The organism is Nitrospirillum pindoramense, from assembly GCF_007827955.1.
GTDB classification, from domain to species: domain Bacteria; phylum Pseudomonadota; class Alphaproteobacteria; order Azospirillales; family Azospirillaceae; genus Nitrospirillum; species Nitrospirillum amazonense_B.
The window spans coordinates 1-16,427 of record NZ_VITR01000016.1; the positions used below are offsets into that span (position 1 = coordinate 1).

The following is a 16,427-nucleotide window of genomic DNA, read 5'->3' on the forward strand; positions in this document are numbered from 1 at the left end:
CGAATGTCTCCGCCACGCATCCCATCCTCCTCATCGTCATGAGGAAGCGAATCACGACAGGAACTCAGACGAAAGGGTTTTTCCGCATCCTGCTAAACCCCCAGCCAGCGCAGCCCGCCCGGCAGGTCGCCGATGGCGTAGTCGACCTGCAGCACCCGCCGGCGCCGGGGGCGGGTGGCGGCGGCGGAGGCGTGCAGGATGAGGGTGGCGTAGAGCCAGACATCGCCGGCCTCCGCCAGGCACGCCACCTGGCCGCAGCGGCGCACCGTGTCTGCGATCTCGCCCTCGGCCACCCGGCCCAGGCGGTGGGATCCGGGCGCCACCAGCAACGGGGCGTTATCGACATCCACCGGGTCAAGATGGACGCGCAGGGTGACCATGCCGGCAAGCAGATCCGCCGGCGGCGTCCCATGAGCCAAGCCGTCCTTGACACTCCAGGGGCCATAGCCCGGCACCTCCGCCCGTGCCGCCACGGCGATGGTCCGGTCCTGGTGCCAACCCAGGGCCCAATTGCTGCCGGCCGTCTTGTCGAACAGGATGGCGCGTACCGGCCGGGCATCCAACCCCAGGGCGGGGACGGCCCCCAAGGCGGAGATGGCAAGGCGACCCACGGGGCCATCGGCGTTCAGGAAGGCGCCCAGTCCGGCGATGCCGTGCAGGCGCGCGCCCGCACGGACCGGGGGAACGTCGGACAGCACCTGGGTCAGCCGCGCCAGGTCGACCGGCGACAGCACGCCGGGGTGGCGCTCGGCGCCATCGCGGGCGAAGGTGGTCATGGCGCCCTGGCCCCCTTGGCCAGCCGCAACAGCGTGCCGTTATGGTCCTCCGTCACCAGCACGCTGCCATCGGGCAGGCGGGCCAGGGATACGGGCGTGCCCTGGGGGTGGTCGCCGGTCACGGCCTCCCAGCCCGAAATGATGTCCCGGATCGCGCCGGTGGGATGGCCGCGCGCGTCGATCGGCAGGGCCACGACGCGGTGGCCCGTGTCGCGATAGCCATGCAGGGTGATCAGCAGGGTGCCGGCCAGGCCGGGCAGCGGCCCCTCGGCATAGGGCAGCAGGCCCAGCGGGGCGGCGTGCGGCGGCAGCAACAGGGTGGGCGCCTGCTTGGCCTTGCAGTCGGCCACCGTGTAATGGCTGCGGTATTCCGGGCTGGGCACGCCATCGTCATAGCAATAGGGCCATCCGTAATCCGCCCCCTCCTTCACCACCAGATAGAGGTCGTGCGGCACCGCCTCGTCATCCAAAGCCGGGTCGGCGTCGGAGATGTTGTCGCGGGCGTTGGTGGCGGTGATCACCTGGTCGCCGGGCAAGACCGCCAGCGCCACAGCGTTGCGCAAGCCACGGGCATAGGGCCGCACGCCCGTGATGTCCACGGGGGCGGCACCGGGCGTCACATGCAGGATGACGCCTCGGGGCACGGCGCCCACCGTTTCCGGGCAGGCCACACCGGCGTCGGGCGGGGTGTCCTGGCCTTTCTTGCCACCCGGGCTTTCGCAATGGTCGGTGGCGGAGCCGACATTGACGAACAGCGACCCGTCCGGTGCCACCGCCAGGGCCGGCAGCGGGTGCAGCCCGGTCTTGGGCAGGCCGACAACCACGTCGCGCAGGCTGGCGGCCACGTCGGCGGCGTTGGGGTCGAGCGAGACGATGCGCCCCAGCACGCTCATGTACAGGCGCCCGTCCGGCGCCGGCGCCAAGGCGTGGGGCTCATCCAGGCCGGTCAGCAACACCTCCGGCGGCGCCTTGCCCAAATTCCTCAGGCGCAGCAGCCGGCCGTGGTTGTGACGCCAGCCGCCCCCCAGATCCACGACATAGAGGTCGGACCCCAGGACCGCCAAGCCCCGGACAAACCCCAGTTGACTGGCGACCAGACCGACGCACAGCCCTGGCGCCGTCGCCAGGTTCACCGCCGGATAGCCGTCGCACGTCCCCTGGGTGGTGTAGCCGACATGGACCCGGGCGTCCGCGGGCGTGGCCGCCGCCAGCAGGGCCAGCAGGCCGGCGCCCAGGACCTTGCGACCGTCGCGGATATGTCTGGCGGGCATCGCCCCCTCCCATGCCGATGGCTTCCGCACCAACATAGCGCGGGGACGGCGCCCGGCCAGCCGCTTCCTTCGCTTCCTCAATGGGCGGCGGGCGCCTCCGTCAGGACGTCCAGCTCGGCCATCACCTCATCCGTCAGCTGCAGCTCGGCCGCCGCCAGGTTCTCCCGCAGGTGCGCGACGGAGGAGGTGCCGGGGATCAGCAGGATGTTGGGCGACCGGCGCAGCAGCCAGGCCAATGCCACCTGCATCGGCGTGGCCCCCAACCGCGCCGCGACATCGGACAGGGCGGTGGACTGCAAGGGGGTGAAACCGCCCAGCGGGAAGAACGGCACATAGGCGGTGCCGTCGCGGGCCAGATCGTCAATCAGGGCGTCATCGGCGCGATGAACCAGGTTGTAGTGGTTCTGCACACAGGCCACGCGGCAGATGCGCCGGGCCTCCGCGATCTGGGCCGCGGTCACGTTGCTGACGCCGATATGGCGGATCAGGCCCCGGCGTTGCAGGTCGGCCAGCACGGTCAGGGGCGCCTCGATCGAGCCCTCGGCCGGCCCATGCACGTCGAACATGGCGCGCAGATTGACCACCTCCAGCACATCCAGGCCCAGGTTGCGCAGGTTGTCCTGCACCGCCTGGGTCAGCTGGTCCCGCGAGAAGGCCGGGTTCCACGAGCCGTCGCTTCCCCGCACGGCGCCGACCTTGGTGACGATGACCAGATCGTCGGCATAGGGGTGCAGCGCCTCGCGGATCAGTTGGTTGGTGACATGGGGCCCGTAGAAGTCACTGGTGTCGATGTGGTTGACGCCGGACTCGACGGCGGCGCGCAGCACGGCCAGCGCCGCGTCGCGGTCCCTGGGCGGACCGAACACGCCGGGCCCGGCCAACTGCATGGCGCCATAGCCCAGCCGATTCACGGCGCGGTGTCCAAGGGTATAAGTGCTGTTCATGGTGGGGCATCCCCTGTTCTGGAAGATGCCGTAGAAGTAGGCGCCGATGACGTGCGCGATAATCCAGCCCAATCGAAATGGGTTGTTCGGCAAATCGAACAGTGGGCGCCGGATAGGCGCGAACGCGAATAGGCGACGTCGCGCACGCCTCCGTGGGGGTCGCGTGGTTAGCGCTGTATTTTATGGGAAAGTGGCGGAGGGGATGGGATTCGAACCCACGATACGGTTTTGGCCGTATACCCGCTTTCCAGGCGAGCGCCTTCAACCACTCGGCCACCCCTCCGTCCGGAATGGGGCGGGACCATATAGAGACATGGCACCCACGGCAAGCGCCTTTTTTGGGTGCCCCGTTCCCGGCTGAATTTTCCGCGGAAACCTTAGCCTTCGCCCGCCTCCGCGCCCTCATGGATAGGTTCGGGGGCGGCTTCGGTGGCGGGTTTAAGCCGCTCGCCAAACAGGGCGGTGCCGACGCGAACCTGGGTGGCGCCCATGCGCACCGCCAGGTCGTAATCGCCGCTCATGCCCATGGACACCTCGGCCAAACCCGCCTTGCGCGCCAGGTCGGCCAACAAGGCGAAGTGCATGGCGGGTTCCTCCTCCGCCGGGGGGATGGCCATCAGGCCGGCGATCTCCAACCCGTGACTGTCGCGGCAAGCGGCCAGAAAGGCGGGCACGTCGGCGGGGGCGATGCCGGCCTTCTGCGCTTCCTCGCCCGTGTTCACCTCCACCAGCAGGCGGGGCAGGCGGCCCTGGCGCTTGCCTTCGGCGGCCAGCGCCTCGGCCAGGCGCTCGCGGTCCACCGTCTGGATGACATCGAACAGGGCCACGGCGTCCTTGACCTTGTTGGTCTGCAGGGGGCCGATCAGGTGCAGCTCGACATCGGGATACCGCGCCTTCAGCTCCGGCCACTTGGCCTTGGCCTCCTGCACCCGGTTCTCACCGAACACCCGCTGCCCGGCCTCGAGCGCCGCGCGGATCTTCTCCACCGGCTGGACCTTGGACACGGCCACCAGGCTGACGCCGGCCGGATCGCGGCCGACGGCATGGGCGGCGGCATCGATGACGCCGCGCACGGTGGCCAGGCGGGTGGCGACATCGGCATCCGCAGGCGGGGCGGGCGGGGCGGGGGGCTTGCTGGCGCGGGTCATGGCGGTGCCAAGGTTGTGTATGGGCGGTTGTGTGCCGACAGGATCGACGGTAAAGCGTGCTCCAGGCCAATGGGCGCCGGGCACGGGGGCAACTTTCCTGCGCCACGCCGCCCAAGGCAAGGCTCGCGTATCGGCATCCGCCGCCTATATCACTTGTTCCGCCGCATTTCCCGGACACGGAAGAGCCCATGACCCGCTTCAGGACCCGCCCCATCCCCGCCGTCCTGCGCCTTCCCCTGTGCGCCGCCCCCCTGTGCGCCGCCCCCCTGTGCGCCGCCTCCCTTTGCGCCGCCATCGCCGTGCTGGCCCCCCTGCACGCGGCCCGCGCCCAGGTCGACTATCACCTGTCGGGCGTGGCCCAGGGCGGGGTGGTCGGTACCGATCGGCCAGCGGCGGGGGACGCCCATTGGGACGCGGTCGGCGCCTATGCCGTCACCGGCAGCCTAGAGACGGTAACGGACAGCGGCGTGACCTACGGCGCGCTGCTGCGCGTCGGCTCAGGCAACACCGGGCGCAGCACCGACCGGCCGGGCAACGCCGACCGGCAGGGGATCGGCATCGACCAGGCCTATGTCTACGCCGCCGGCGGCTGGGGCAAGGTCCGCCTGGGCCAGAGCTGGGGGGCGTCGGAGCGGGCGACCGACCTGCTGCCTCTGCTGGTGGGCGGGGAGATGGACGGCTTCTGGACGCAGAGCGGACGCGTGCGGCCCCCAGGTACGGCGCTGGGCCGCGCCTATGCCGCCCGCGACAGCGACGACGCCACCAAGGTGGATTATGAGACGCCCCGCCTGTTCGGCCTGAAGGCCGGCCTTTCCTACGCCCCGGAGCGCCGGGCCTTCGGCCAGGACATCGTGGCCGCCAGCACCATCCCAGCCGAGACCAACTTCTGGGAGGGGGCCGTGAACTATCGGGGCGACTGGGGCCCCCTGCAGTATGAGCTGGGCGCCGCCTACAACCATGCCGACGCCGCCCACGGCTGGCTGCGCGACACCTCCACCGTCACGCTGGCCGGCGGCCTGACCTATGGCGGCTTCACGGTGGGCACGGTGCTGTTCGACGATGGCGACAGCGGCCTGCTGCGCAACCGTACCGCCCCCTCCCCCGGCGACACCCGGGGCGCCACTGTGCAGGGCACCTACGAGAACGGCCCCTATGGCCTGACCCTGTTCTGGCACGGCAGCGAGACGGAGAATTGGACGACCTACCAGGCCTATGGCCTGGGTTTGTCGTGGAAGGTGAGGGGAGACACCACCCTGGGTCTGGACCTGATCCACTGGGCTGCGGATCTGGAGAGCGGCAACCCGGCCGCGATGGCGGGACAGTCCAGTCCGCACCCGACAGGTAACGTGGCCACCGCCGTGGTAGAATTCCGTTTCTAGGTTTCCGTCCACCGCCGCCCGTCCCCATCCGCGCGCACCATCCCCCGCGCCCCACCCTGCGCCAACGTTACGCTTCGTCACGGCCGCTTGGCCGGCCTTGCGTCCCAGCGGCTTTTTTGATCTAAGGAACCGTTCTCGTGACCCTGGGTGACAATCACATGCCGTCGCGCTCCGCTTTTTTCATTGGCCGCTCCCTCCTGGTTGCCGGACTTCTGCTTTCCACGTCCGCTTGCTCCTGGCTGGGCTGGGGCGATGACGACGACGCGAAGGCCGCCCCCAAGCCCGTCTCGATCCTGATGCGCCAGAACACCTCTGGCCCGGTCGGCACGTCCAACACCGCCGTGCAGGCGGTGGGCCCGACGGTCAACGCCTTCCTGTGGCGCGCGTCGCTGGACACCATCGGCTTCCTGCCGCTGATTTCGGCCGACCCCTACACCGGCGTGATCATCACCGACTGGTACAGCCCGCCCAGCACCCCGGGCGAGCGGTTCAAGATCAACCTGTACGTCCTGGACAGCACGCTGCGCGCCGATGGCGTGCGCGTGACCGTGTTCCGCCAGGTCGACCAGGGTGGCCAGTGGCGCGACGCCACCGTGGCCGCCGAAACCAACAGCCAGCTTGAGGACACCGTCCTCACCCGGGCGCGTCAGCTGCGCATCCAGCAGGCCCCCCCGAAGTAAGCTGATCCATCGCCGGCGGGCGACTGTCTCCTCTCGCAACGCCCCGGCGCCCGCCGGGAGGGGGTGACGCCCCGGCCCTTCCGGGCTGATGGCCGGCGCGACACCCGAGAGAAGGCGGTTTTTCCATGTCCCGGTACAATGTCAGGGAAAACGAGGCGAAGTGGCAGTCGGCCTGGGCCGACCGGAACAGCTTCGCCGTTTCCGCGGACCCTGCCCGGCCGAAGTATTTCGTCCTGGAGATGTTCCCCTATCCCTCGGGGCGCATCCACATGGGCCACGTCCGCAATTACACCATCGGCGACGTGATCGCCCGCTACAAGCGGGCCAAGGGCTTCAACGTCCTGCATCCCATGGGCTGGGATGCCTTCGGCCTGCCGGCGGAAAACGCCGCGCTGGAGCGCAAGGTCCACCCCGGCAAGTGGACGTACGAGAACATCGCCACGATGCGGGGCCAGTTGCAGTCCATGGGCCTGGCCATCGACTGGAACCGCGAGATCGCCACTTGCCGTCCGGAATATTACCGGCACGAGCAGAAGATGTTCCTGGATTTCCTGAAGGCCGGCCTGGCCTATCGCAAGGAAAGCTGGGTCAACTGGGACCCCGTCGACAACACCGTGCTGGCCAACGAGCAGGTGGTGGACGGCCGCGGCTGGCGCACCGGCGCGCTGGTGGAAAAGCGCAAGCTGTCGCAATGGTTCCTGAAGATCACCCACTTCGCCGACGATCTGCTGTCGGCCCTGGCCACGCTGGACCGCTGGCCGGAAAAAGTGCGGATCATGCAGGAGAACTGGATCGGCAAGTCCACCGGCCTGCGCTTCCGTTTCCAGCTGACGGCACCCGAGGGTATTTCGACGGAGCCTGAAGTCGAGGTGTTCACCACCCGGCCAGACACCCTGTTCGGCGCCAGCTTCGTCGGCATCTCCCCTAACCACCCCATCGCCTTGGCGCTGGCGGAGAAGAACCCGGCCGTGGCCGAGTTCATCGCCGACTGCAACCGCGTCGGCACCTCGGAAGAGGCCATCGAGACGGCGGAGAAGAAGGGCTTCGACACCGGCATCACCGCCGAGCATCCCTTCGTGCCCGGCTGGACGCTGCCGGTGTACATCGCCAACTTCGTGCTGATGGAATACGGCACCGGCGCCATCTTCGGCTGCCCGGCGCACGACCAGCGCGACCTGGACTTCGCCCGCAAGTACGGCCTGAAGGTCACCCCCGTGGTGGTGCCGGAGGGTGAGGACCCGGCGACGTTCGACGTGGGCACGGAGGCCTATACCGGCCCGGGCCTGCTGCGCAATTCCCAGTTCCTGGACGGCATGGACGTGGAGGCCGCCAAGCAGGCGGCCGGTGAGCGCATCGAGGCCATGGGCCGTGGCCAGCGCACCACCATCTTCCGCCTGCGCGACTGGGGCGTGTCGCGCCAGCGCTATTGGGGCTGCCCCATCCCGGTCATCCATTGCCCCAGCTGCGGGCTGGTGCACGTGCCGGAGGACCAGCTGCCGGTGACGCTGCCGGATGATGTGACCTTCGACCAGCCGGGCAACCCGCTGGACCGCCACCCGACATGGAAGCATGTGGCCTGCCCCACCTGCGGCACGGCGGCGGTGCGCGAGACCGACACCTTCGACACCTTCATCGAGTCGAGCTGGTATTTCCTGCGTTTCGCCAGCCCGCGCGTCGAAGGCCAGGCTTTCAACCGGGAGGAGGCGGCCTACTGGCTGCCGGTCGACCAGTACATCGGTGGCATCGAGCACGCGGTGCTGCACCTGCTGTACGCGCGCTTCTGGACACGCGCCCTGTCCCATGTCGGCTACACCGACCTGAAGGAACCGTTCGAGGGACTGTTCACCCAGGGCATGGTGACCCACGCGACCTACCAGGACGCCGAGGGCAAGTGGCTGCTGCCGTCGGACGTGGACGTGGTGGACGGCAAGTCGGTGCAGCGCGAGGGCGGCGGCCCGGTGACCGTCGGTCCCATCATCAAGATGTCGAAGTCCAAGAAGAACGTGGTGGACCCGGCGCACATCATCGACACCTACGGTGCCGACGCCGCCCGCCTGTTCATGCTGTCCGACAGCCCGCCGGACCGCGACCTGGAATGGACCGAGGCCGGCATCGACGGCGCCTGGCGCTTCATCAACCGCCTGTGGCGCCTGGTGACGGAGCCGTCCGTCACCCTGCCGCCCGCCGGCACGTCCATCCCGGCCGAACTGTCGCCGCTGGCCACCGATGCGCGCCGCATGGTGCACAAGACCGTGGCCGCCATCGGCGAGGACCTGGAGCGTTTCCGCTTCAACAAGGCGGTGGCCCGCATCCGCGAGTTGTCCAACGCCTTGGAGAAGCTGGACGGCAAGGCCGGTGCTGATGCCGGTGACGCCGCCGTGCTGCGCGAGGGGTTGGAGGTGCTGGTGCGCCTGATCGGCCCGATGATGCCGCACCTGGCTGAGGAGTTGTGGTCCGTGCTGGGTCATGACACCCTGCTGGTCGACTCGGTCTGGCCGGTGGCGGATGAAGCTCTGGCGACCGAGGACACCGCCACCGTGGCGGTGCAGGTCAATGGCAAGCTGCGCGCCACCCTGCACCTGCCCAAGGACATCGCCAAGGAAGAGGCCGAGGCGCTGGCCCTGGCGGAGCCCAACGTGCAGCGCGCCCTGGAGGGAAAGCCCGTGCGCAAGGTCATCGTCGTACCCAACCGGGTGATCAATGTTGTCGTCTGACCCCGGCTTCAAGGCCGTGATCCGCAAGGCGGTGGTGGGAGTGATACTGGCGGCGGCGCCCCTGGCGCTGTCCGCCTGCGGCTTCCACACCGTCTACGGGGACCACAGCCTGTCGGGCAAGCCGTCGACGCGGTCGCAAATGGCGTCGGTATCCATCGACATCATCCCCGACCGTATCGGCCAGATGCTGCGCAACAACCTGATCGACCGCTTCTACCAGGATGACGGTCGGCCGGTGAAGCCGGATTACCGTCTGAACGTGCGCATGAATTCCTACAAGGAAGACCTGGGTATCCAGCGCGACGCCACCGCCACCCGCGCCCGCTTGCACGTCATGGCCGATTACCAACTGATCGACAACAAGACGGGCAAAACGCTGTACCGCACCTCCAGCCGGTCCATCGTCAGCTACGACATCTCAGAGGCGCAATACTCCACCATGGTCACCGAGCAGGACGCCTATGATCGCGCCCTGACCGAATTGGCGGAGGAGATCACCACGCGCCTGTCGCTGTATTTCGACCGTGGATCGGTGGTCCAATCAGCCAAGGACAAGTAAGGTTCTTGGCGTTGTTTCGTGTTGATGGGCCGCCACCGACCGGGGCGGCCCTTTTCACTCCCGGGAGGCGCCCGTGAAGGTCCAGCCGCGCAACGCCGATGGCTTCTGCAAAAGCCCCGCCGCCGGCATCGTCGCCGTCCTGGTCTATGGCCCCGACACCGGCCTGGTGCGGGAGCGCGCCAAGACGCTGGCCCGCGCGGTGGTCGCCGACCTGAACGACCCCTTCCGTGTCAGCGACCTGAAGGCCGACCAGATCAGCGGCGACGGCGCCCGCCTGAATGACGAGATGGCGGCCATGGCCCTGACCGGCGGCCGCCGGCTGGTGCGGGTGCGTGACGCCGACGAGTCGGTCACTGTCGCCTTCCAGGCCCTGCTGAAGCAGCCGCCCAGCGGCGACACCCTGGCGGTGGTGGAAGCGGGCGACCTGGGGAAATCGTCCAAGCTGCGCGCCCTGTTCGAGTCGGACGACAAGGCCGCCGCCATCGCCTGCTATGTGGAGGAGGAGGGGGAGCTGGCGGTGACCATCGCCCGCATCCTGGGGGAGCACAAGCTGACCATCGACACCGACGCCCGCGACTGGCTGGCCGCCAATTTGGTGGGCGACCGCGCCGTGGCGCGCGGCGAGGTGGACAAGCTGGCCATCTACATGATGGGGGCCAGCCGCGTGACGCTGGAGGATGTGCGCACCGTCATCGGCGACAGCGCCGCCCTGGACATGGATGAGCCGGCCCTGGCCGCCGCCGATGGCGACATCGCCAGCATCGACCGGGCGTTGGGCCGTTTGTTCGGGGAGGGGACCAGCCCTGTCCCCATCCTGCGGTCCGCCCAACGCCATTTCCAGCGTCTGCAAATGGCCGTCTACCACACCACCCGGGGGCAAACAGCGCAGCAGGCGGTGAAGGCTCTGCGGCCGCCGGTGTTCTTCAAGATGGAAAACCAAATCACCAACCAGGTGCGGCGCTGGACCCTACCGAACCTGGCCCTGGCCCTGGACCGCCTGATGGACGCGGAAGCCGACTGCAAACGCACCAACATGCCGGATGAGACCCTGTGCGCCCGCGCGTTTTTCCAAGTGGCGCAGCTGGCCAGACGGTCGGGCGCGTAAAGCCCGTCCCCCGATAAAAAAAGCGCCGTCAGTGATGGCACTGATGGCGCTTTTTTTATGAGCTATACATGCCCGAAGTTCAGAAGCGCTGCTTCAGCCGCGCCAGCAACCCGTCCAACTGGTCCAGGTTGGCGTAATGCACGGTCAGGCTGCCGGCCTGGCCCTTGGCCTTCAGCGCCACTTTCAGGCCCAGCTCGGCCGCCAGCTCCTTCTCCAGCGCCAGGGTGTCGGCGGTCTTGGGGGCGGGGGCGGGACGGGCGGCCGGATTGGCGGCGTCCTTCACCAACTGTTCCGTCTGGCGGACGTTCAGGCCGCGCTTCACCACCTCACGCGCCAAGGCGAGGGGATCAGCGGCGGTCAGCAGGGCGCGGGCGTGGCCCATGGTCAGGCTGCCATCTTGCACCAGCGCCTTCACGGCGTCGGGCAGGGCCAGCAGGCGCAGCATGTTGGCGACATGGCTGCGGCTCTTGCCCACGGCGCGGGCCAGATCCTCTTGCGTGTGGTTGAACTCATCCATCAGGCGCTGGAAGCCCTCGGCCTCTTCCAGGGGCGTCAGGTCCTGGCGCTGGATGTTCTCGACCAGCGCGATTTCCAAGGCCTCGCGGTCGGTCAGCGACCGCACCACCACCGGCACCTCGTGCAAACCGGCCAGCTGGGCGGCGCGCCAGCGGCGCTCACCCGCGATGATCTCGTAGCGGGCGCTGCCACCGACGCCGCCATCCTCCAGCTTGCGCACCAGGATGGGCTGCAGCACGCCGCGTTCGCGGATGCTGTCCACCAGGCTGCGGATGGCCTCCTCGTCAAAGTGGCGGCGGGGCTGATAGCGGCCGGGATGCAGCAGCTCAATGGGCAGCGTCCGGGGCGGACGGCCCTTTTCCACCGGCTCCTGCTCGTCCGCCACCTCGGCAAACAGCGCGGACAGGCCGCGCCCCAGGTTGCTGCGCTTCTTCATCTCATCCATGGACTGACTGCCGGTTACGCTCACGCTTCAAAACCTCTCCCGCCAAATGAATATAGGCCTGGGCGCCCGCCGACTTCAGATCGTAGAGCAGCACCGGCTTGCCGTGGCTGGGCGCCTCGGAGACACGGACATTGCGGGGGATGACCGTCTCATAGACTTTTTCGCCGAAGAAGCCGCGCACGTCGGCGGCCACCATGTCAGACAGGTTGTTGCGCCGGTCGAACATGGTCAGCACCACGCCCTGGATTTCCAGGCTAGGGTTGAAGGTGCGCTTCACCCGTTCGATGGTGCGGATCAGCTGCGACAGGCCCTCCAGGGCGTAAAACTCGCATTGCAGCGGCACGAGCACCGAATCGGCCGCCGCCAGAGCATTCAGGGTCAGCAACCCCAGGGCTGGGGGGCAGTCGATCAAGATATAGTCGTAATCGGCGCCGGCGCTGGACAGGGCGTCGCGCAGGCGAAACTCGCGCCGCTCCAGCTCCACCAATTCCAGCTCGGCGCCCGACAGGTCGGCGGAGGCGGTGACCACGAACAGCTTGGGAATGCTGGTGCCGCGCACCGCGGCCGCCACCGTCGTCTCGCCGAACAGCAACTCATAGGTGCCGACGCCGCGTTCCGTCCGGCCGATGCCCAGGCCGGTAGAGGCGTTGCCCTGCGGATCGTTGTCCACGATCAGCACGCGCTTGCCGGTGGCCGCCAGGGCGGTACCCAGGTTGATGGTGGTCGTGGTCTTGCCCACGCCGCCCTTCTGGTTGGCAAGGGCGAGGATGCGCGCTCGCTTCGGCGCGGGGGTGGGGGCGTCAGCGGGCACGGGCGATCTCACCAAGAATAAGGATGGTCCCCGATGGGTCCGTGATGCTGGGGACTTGGGAGACGGTCATTGTCCAGGATTGGGCGGCGAGGGTCAATTCCTCGGCGGCGGTCCTGCCCTTCAGGAACAGGCACTGCCCCCCCGGTTTCAGGAAACGATAGCCCCAGTCCAGCAGTTCGGGCAGGGCGGCCAGGGCGCGGGCGGTCACCACGTCGGCCACGATCTCCGGCGCTTGTTCGATACGCTGGGCGTGTACCGTGACCTGGGTCCCGGTGGCCCGCGCCACCTCCCGCAGGAAGGTGGCCTTGCGCGTATCGCTTTCGATCAGGTGAACGTCGGGCACGCCCAGGATGGCCATGACCAGGCCGGGAAACCCAGCGCCGCTGCCCATGTCCACCTGTGTATGTGTGCCAGGCGGCAGCAGGGCGTACAGCTGGGCGCTGTCCGCCATATGGCGTTCCCAGACATCGGCCACGGTGGACTTGGCCACCAGGTTGATGGCGGGATTCCACTTGGCCAGCAGCTGGGCATAGACGGTAAGCCGGTCCAGTGTTTCACGTGAAACAGCGAACCGGGCGGCGAAATCGGCAGGGGTCATGCGGCACTCGTGGTGTCGTCGGTATGGGCGGGCCCAGGGGCCGGGCGGGCAGGGCGCTTTTTGACATGCCGCAGCAAGGCGGTCAGCGCCGCCGGCGTCATGCCCGGAATACGCGCGGCGGCCCCCAGGGTGGCGGGGCGTACCTGGCGCAGCTTGGTGCGGATTTCGGCGGATAGGGAGGCGATGGCATCCACGTCCAGGTCCACGGGCAGGGCCAAGGCCTCATCCCGGCGGAAGGCGCGGATATCCGCCTCCTGCCGATCGAGATAGCCGGCATAGCGCCCGTCGATTTCCACCTGCTCCGCGATCTCCGGCGTGAAGCCGTTCAGCTCCGGCCAAATGGCGCCCAGGCGGGCCAGGTCGATGTCGGGGTAACGCAGCAGGTCGGCGACGCTGCGGCGCACGCCGTCCTGGTTGATGGTCAGGCCATGCTTGGCCAGCTCATTGGGCGTGGCCGACAGGGTGCCGGCCAACTGGCGCGCGTGGTCCAGGGCGACCAGCTTGGCGCCGAAGGCGGCTGCGCGCACCTCACCCACACAGCCCAGGGAAAGCCCACGGGGGGTCAGGCGCTGGTCGGCATTGTCGGCCCGCAGCAACAGACGGTATTCCGCCCGGCTGGTGAACATGCGGTAGGGTTCCGACGTGCCCCGGGTGATCAGGTCGTCGATCATCACGCCGATGTAGGATTCGGCGCGGTCCAACACGAAAGGCGCGGAACCGGACACGACCAGGGCCGCGTTCAGACCAGCCACCAAACCCTGGGCCGCCGCCTCCTCATACCCTGTGGTGCCGTTGATCTGGCCGGCCAGGAACAGGCGGGGCAGGCGGCGAGTCTCCAGCGTGGGCCCGAGTTCGCGCGGGTCGACGTAATCGTATTCGATGGCATAGCCCGGCCGCAGCATGGTGACATGCTCCAGCCCGGGGATGGCCTTCAGGATCTCCAGCTGCACGTCACGGGGCAGGGAGGTGGAGATGCCGTTGGGATAGACGGTGTCGTCGTCCAGGCCCTCCGGCTCCAGGAAGATCTGGTGCCTCTCCTTGTCGGCGAAGCGGACGATCTTGTCCTCCACCGACGGGCAGTAGCGCGGGCCAATGCCCTCGATCTGCCCGGAATACATGGGCGCGCGGTGCAGGTTGGCGCGAATGACCTCATGCACCCGCGCACTGGTCCACGTGATGTGGCAGGGCACCTGCGGCGTGGTGATCCGATCCGTAAGGTAGGAGAAGGGCGGCGGCGGATCGTCGCCCGGCTGCATCTCCAAGCTGGCCCAATCGATGGTGCGACCATCCAGGCGCGGCGGGGTGCCGGTCTTCAGACGACCCAAAGGGAAGCCCACGCGCATCAGCGTCTCGGACAGGCCCAGGGCCGGCGCCTCCCCCACACGGCCGGCGGGGATCTTCTCCTCACCGATGTGGATCAGGCCCCGCAGGAAGGTACCGGTGGTCAGCACCACGGCCCCGGCCATGACCGTCTCACCGGCGGCGGTGACGATACCGGCCACCCGGCCCTGGGCGTCGATCACCAGATCCTCGACGGCGGCGGCCACCAGGGTCAGGTTCTCCTGCTCCGCCAGGGTAGCCTGCATAGCTTGGCGGTACAGCTTGCGGTCCGCCTGGGCCCGCGGACCGCGGACGGCAGGGCCCTTGGATTTGTTCAGCACGCGGAACTGGATGCCGGCACGGTCGGTCACCCGGCCCATGACCCCGTCCATGGCGTCGATCTCACGGACAAGGTGGCCCTTGCCCAGGCCGCCGATGGCCGGGTTGCAGCTCATCTCCCCCACCGTGTCGAGACGGTGGGTGTACAGGGCGGTGCGGGCGCCCAGCCGCGCGGCGGCGGCGGCGGCTTCGCAGCCAGCATGGCCGGCGCCAACCACAATGACGTCATAGGTTTGCATGGCGCGGACTTTAGGGGTGGGGGCCGGATGAGTCAAAGGGCGCCAAGGGATAACGGCCATGAATCCGTGAGGCACACCCGATGTTTCACGTGAAACATCCATTTCCCGACCCCCAAGCGCCGGGCGCCTGCTCCGCAGGCTTGGCTTCCTCGTTTTGCGGTCCGCCGACGCTTCCCGCAAAACTCCGGCGGATGCGGTCGCATCCTACAACGGCAGGACCATCATGCCGCTGAATAGCCTCACTTCCCGATGCAGAAGTCCCGGAAGATGACGTCCAGCAAGTCCTCCACATCGACCCGTCCGGTGATCCGGCCCAGGGCCCGCGCGGCAAGCCGAACATCCTCGGCCGCCAGCTCCGGCAAGTCGGCGCGCAAGGCCCGCGCCAAGGCGGCGCGGCAATCTTCCAGCGCTTGACGATGCCGGGCGCGGGTGAGGGAGGGGGCGGCGCCCGGCATCAGGCGGTCGCCGACGATACGCTGCAGCGCCGCCAGCAGATCGGCTAGGCCTTCGCCCGTGGCGGCGGAAACGGCGATGGCGGTACGCCCCGCCACCATGGACGGCACATAGGTGCACAGGTCGCGTTTGTTCAGCACCACCAGCGCGTCACCGTCAGCCAGGGCTAAGGTGGCTTCCGCCCCATCCCCGATGTTCCACGTGGAACAATCCAGCACCAGCAGCTTCAGGTCGGCCTTCTCCGCCCGGGCCAGCGCCCGGCGGATGCCCTCCCGCTCAATCTCATCGGCGGCGTCGCGCAAGCCGGCAGTGTCGGCCAGGATGACCGGGAAACCACCTAGATCCAGGTTCACCTCGATCACATCGCGCGTCGTGCCGGCGGTGGCGGAGACAATGGCCGCGTCCCGTCGGGCCAGGGCGTTCAGCAGGCTGGACTTGCCGGCATTGGGCGCGCCCAGGATGGCGATGGAAAAGCCCTCGCGCAGGCGCTCGCCCCGGTGCCCATCCGCCAGATGGCCCCCGATTTCCTGGTACAGGCTGGTCAGCACTGGCACCACGGCCGGCGCCAAGCCATGGGGCAGGTCCTCATCCGGGAAGTCGATGTCCGCCTCCAGATGGGCCAAGGCCCGTACCAGGCGGTGACGCCAGCCCTCGTACAACTGCCCTAAGGCGCCGTCCATCTGGCGCAAGGCCTGGCGCCGCTGGGCGGCCGTCTCAGCGTCCACCAGATCGGCGATGGCCTCCGCCTCCGTCAGGTCCAGCTTGCCGGCCTCGAAGGCGCGCCGGCTGAACTCACCCGGCTCCGCCACGCGCAGGCCCTGCGCCGTCAGCGCCTCGCTGGCTGCCGCCAGGACCGCGCGGCCCCCGTGCAGGTGCAGCTCCGCCACGTCCTCACCGGTGAAACTGTCCGGCGCCGGGAACCAAAGCACCAGCGCCTGGTCGAAGACCTCACCCCCCTGGTCCTTCAGCCGGGCCAGCGTGGCCCGGCGCGGCGGGGGAAGGGAGCGCCCCATCAGGGCTGAGAGGGCGGCCCCGGCCTTGGGACCGGACAGGCGGATGACCTGGACACCGCCCCGGCCGGGGGCGGAGGCCAGGGCGAAAATAGTGTCGGTGCTGTAGAGGGACATGGG

At 68.6% G+C, this 16,427-nt stretch carries 14 protein-coding genes and 1 tRNA gene; 5 read left to right on the plus strand and 10 right to left on the minus strand.

What is annotated here, in order from left to right:
- Nucleotides 1–92: 92 nt before the first annotated feature.
- The 5 genes from FBZ90_RS22440 to FBZ90_RS22460 all read right to left on the minus strand — a co-directional run bounded on the left by FBZ90_RS22440 (nucleotide 93) and on the right by FBZ90_RS22460 (nucleotide 4,139).
- The gene (locus FBZ90_RS22440; RefSeq protein ID WP_145735231.1) at nucleotides 93–776 is read right to left on the minus strand and encodes a phytanoyl-CoA dioxygenase family protein; all 684 of its coding nucleotides are present in this window, start codon (nucleotides 774–776) and stop codon (nucleotides 93–95) included.
- Nucleotides 773–2,047 carry a PQQ-dependent sugar dehydrogenase gene (locus tag FBZ90_RS22445; RefSeq protein ID WP_145735232.1) on the minus strand — a complete coding sequence of 425 codons (1,275 nt, stop codon included), beginning with the start codon at nucleotides 2,045–2,047 and terminating at the stop codon, nucleotides 773–775. Before FBZ90_RS22445 ends, FBZ90_RS22440 begins: the two co-directional genes overlap by 4 nt.
- A 77-nt stretch (nucleotides 2,048–2,124) precedes the next feature.
- Entirely contained in the window at nucleotides 2,125–2,991 is an 867-nt protein-coding gene (locus tag FBZ90_RS22450; RefSeq protein WP_145735233.1) for an aldo/keto reductase family oxidoreductase, read from the minus strand.
- Between the two features lie 191 nt (nucleotides 2,992–3,182).
- A tRNA-Ser gene (locus FBZ90_RS22455) sits at nucleotides 3,183–3,274 on the minus strand.
- Nucleotides 3,275–3,368: 94 nt separating this feature from the next.
- Nucleotides 3,369–4,139: a YggS family pyridoxal phosphate-dependent enzyme gene (locus FBZ90_RS22460; protein ID WP_145735234.1), complete on the minus strand. Its 771-nt coding sequence runs from the start codon at nucleotides 4,137–4,139 to the stop codon at nucleotides 3,369–3,371.
- A gap of 188 nt (nucleotides 4,140–4,327) precedes the next feature.
- On the opposite strand from FBZ90_RS22460, the gene FBZ90_RS22465 reads away from it, so the two are divergent.
- The 5 genes from FBZ90_RS22465 to holA all read left to right on the plus strand — a co-directional run bounded on the left by FBZ90_RS22465 (nucleotide 4,328) and on the right by holA (nucleotide 10,576).
- Complete coding sequence (locus FBZ90_RS22465) at nucleotides 4,328–5,518, plus strand: porin (RefSeq protein ID WP_145735235.1); 1,191 nt, start codon at nucleotides 4,328–4,330, stop codon at nucleotides 5,516–5,518.
- Nucleotides 5,519–5,655: 137 nt separating this feature from the next.
- The gene (locus FBZ90_RS22470) at nucleotides 5,656–6,198 is read left to right on the plus strand and encodes a DUF3576 domain-containing protein (RefSeq protein WP_246130697.1); all 543 of its coding nucleotides are present in this window, start codon (nucleotides 5,656–5,658) and stop codon (nucleotides 6,196–6,198) included.
- A 125-nt stretch (nucleotides 6,199–6,323) separates the two neighbouring features.
- On the plus strand, nucleotides 6,324–8,912 hold the full coding sequence (leuS, locus tag FBZ90_RS22475) for a leucine--tRNA ligase (protein WP_145735236.1): 2,589 nt from the start codon (nucleotides 6,324–6,326) through the stop codon (nucleotides 8,910–8,912).
- Nucleotides 8,899–9,471, plus strand: a complete 573-nt coding sequence (lptE, locus tag FBZ90_RS22480; RefSeq protein WP_145735237.1) for an LPS assembly lipoprotein LptE — start codon at nucleotides 8,899–8,901, stop codon at nucleotides 9,469–9,471. The genes leuS and lptE overlap by 14 nt, the downstream gene beginning before the upstream one ends.
- 73 nt (nucleotides 9,472–9,544) lie before the next feature.
- Nucleotides 9,545–10,576 carry a DNA polymerase III subunit delta gene (gene holA, locus FBZ90_RS22485; RefSeq protein WP_145735238.1) on the plus strand — a complete coding sequence of 344 codons (1,032 nt, stop codon included), beginning with the start codon at nucleotides 9,545–9,547 and terminating at the stop codon, nucleotides 10,574–10,576.
- A gap of 79 nt (nucleotides 10,577–10,655) precedes the next feature.
- On the opposite strand, the gene FBZ90_RS22490 is transcribed toward holA, so the two are convergent.
- The 5 genes from FBZ90_RS22490 to mnmE all read right to left on the minus strand — a co-directional run bounded on the left by FBZ90_RS22490 (nucleotide 10,656) and on the right by mnmE (nucleotide 16,424).
- A complete protein-coding gene (locus FBZ90_RS22490) occupies nucleotides 10,656–11,561 on the minus strand; it encodes a ParB/RepB/Spo0J family partition protein (RefSeq protein WP_420872614.1) in 906 nt (301 codons plus the stop codon).
- Complete coding sequence (locus tag FBZ90_RS22495; protein WP_145735239.1) at nucleotides 11,530–12,348, minus strand: ParA family protein; 819 nt, start codon at nucleotides 12,346–12,348, stop codon at nucleotides 11,530–11,532. Before FBZ90_RS22495 ends, FBZ90_RS22490 begins: the two co-directional genes overlap by 32 nt.
- Complete coding sequence (rsmG, locus tag FBZ90_RS22500; RefSeq protein ID WP_145735240.1) at nucleotides 12,338–12,946, minus strand: 16S rRNA (guanine(527)-N(7))-methyltransferase RsmG; 609 nt, start codon at nucleotides 12,944–12,946, stop codon at nucleotides 12,338–12,340. Before rsmG ends, FBZ90_RS22495 begins: the two co-directional genes overlap by 11 nt.
- Nucleotides 12,943–14,844, minus strand: coding sequence for a tRNA uridine-5-carboxymethylaminomethyl(34) synthesis enzyme MnmG (gene mnmG / locus FBZ90_RS22505; protein WP_145735241.1), 1,902 nt, complete (start codon nucleotides 14,842–14,844; stop codon nucleotides 12,943–12,945). Before mnmG ends, rsmG begins: the two co-directional genes overlap by 4 nt.
- A gap of 239 nt (nucleotides 14,845–15,083) precedes the next feature.
- A complete protein-coding gene (mnmE, locus tag FBZ90_RS22510; RefSeq protein ID WP_145735242.1) occupies nucleotides 15,084–16,424 on the minus strand; it encodes a tRNA uridine-5-carboxymethylaminomethyl(34) synthesis GTPase MnmE in 1,341 nt (446 codons plus the stop codon).
- Nucleotides 16,425–16,427 lie beyond the last annotated feature (3 nt).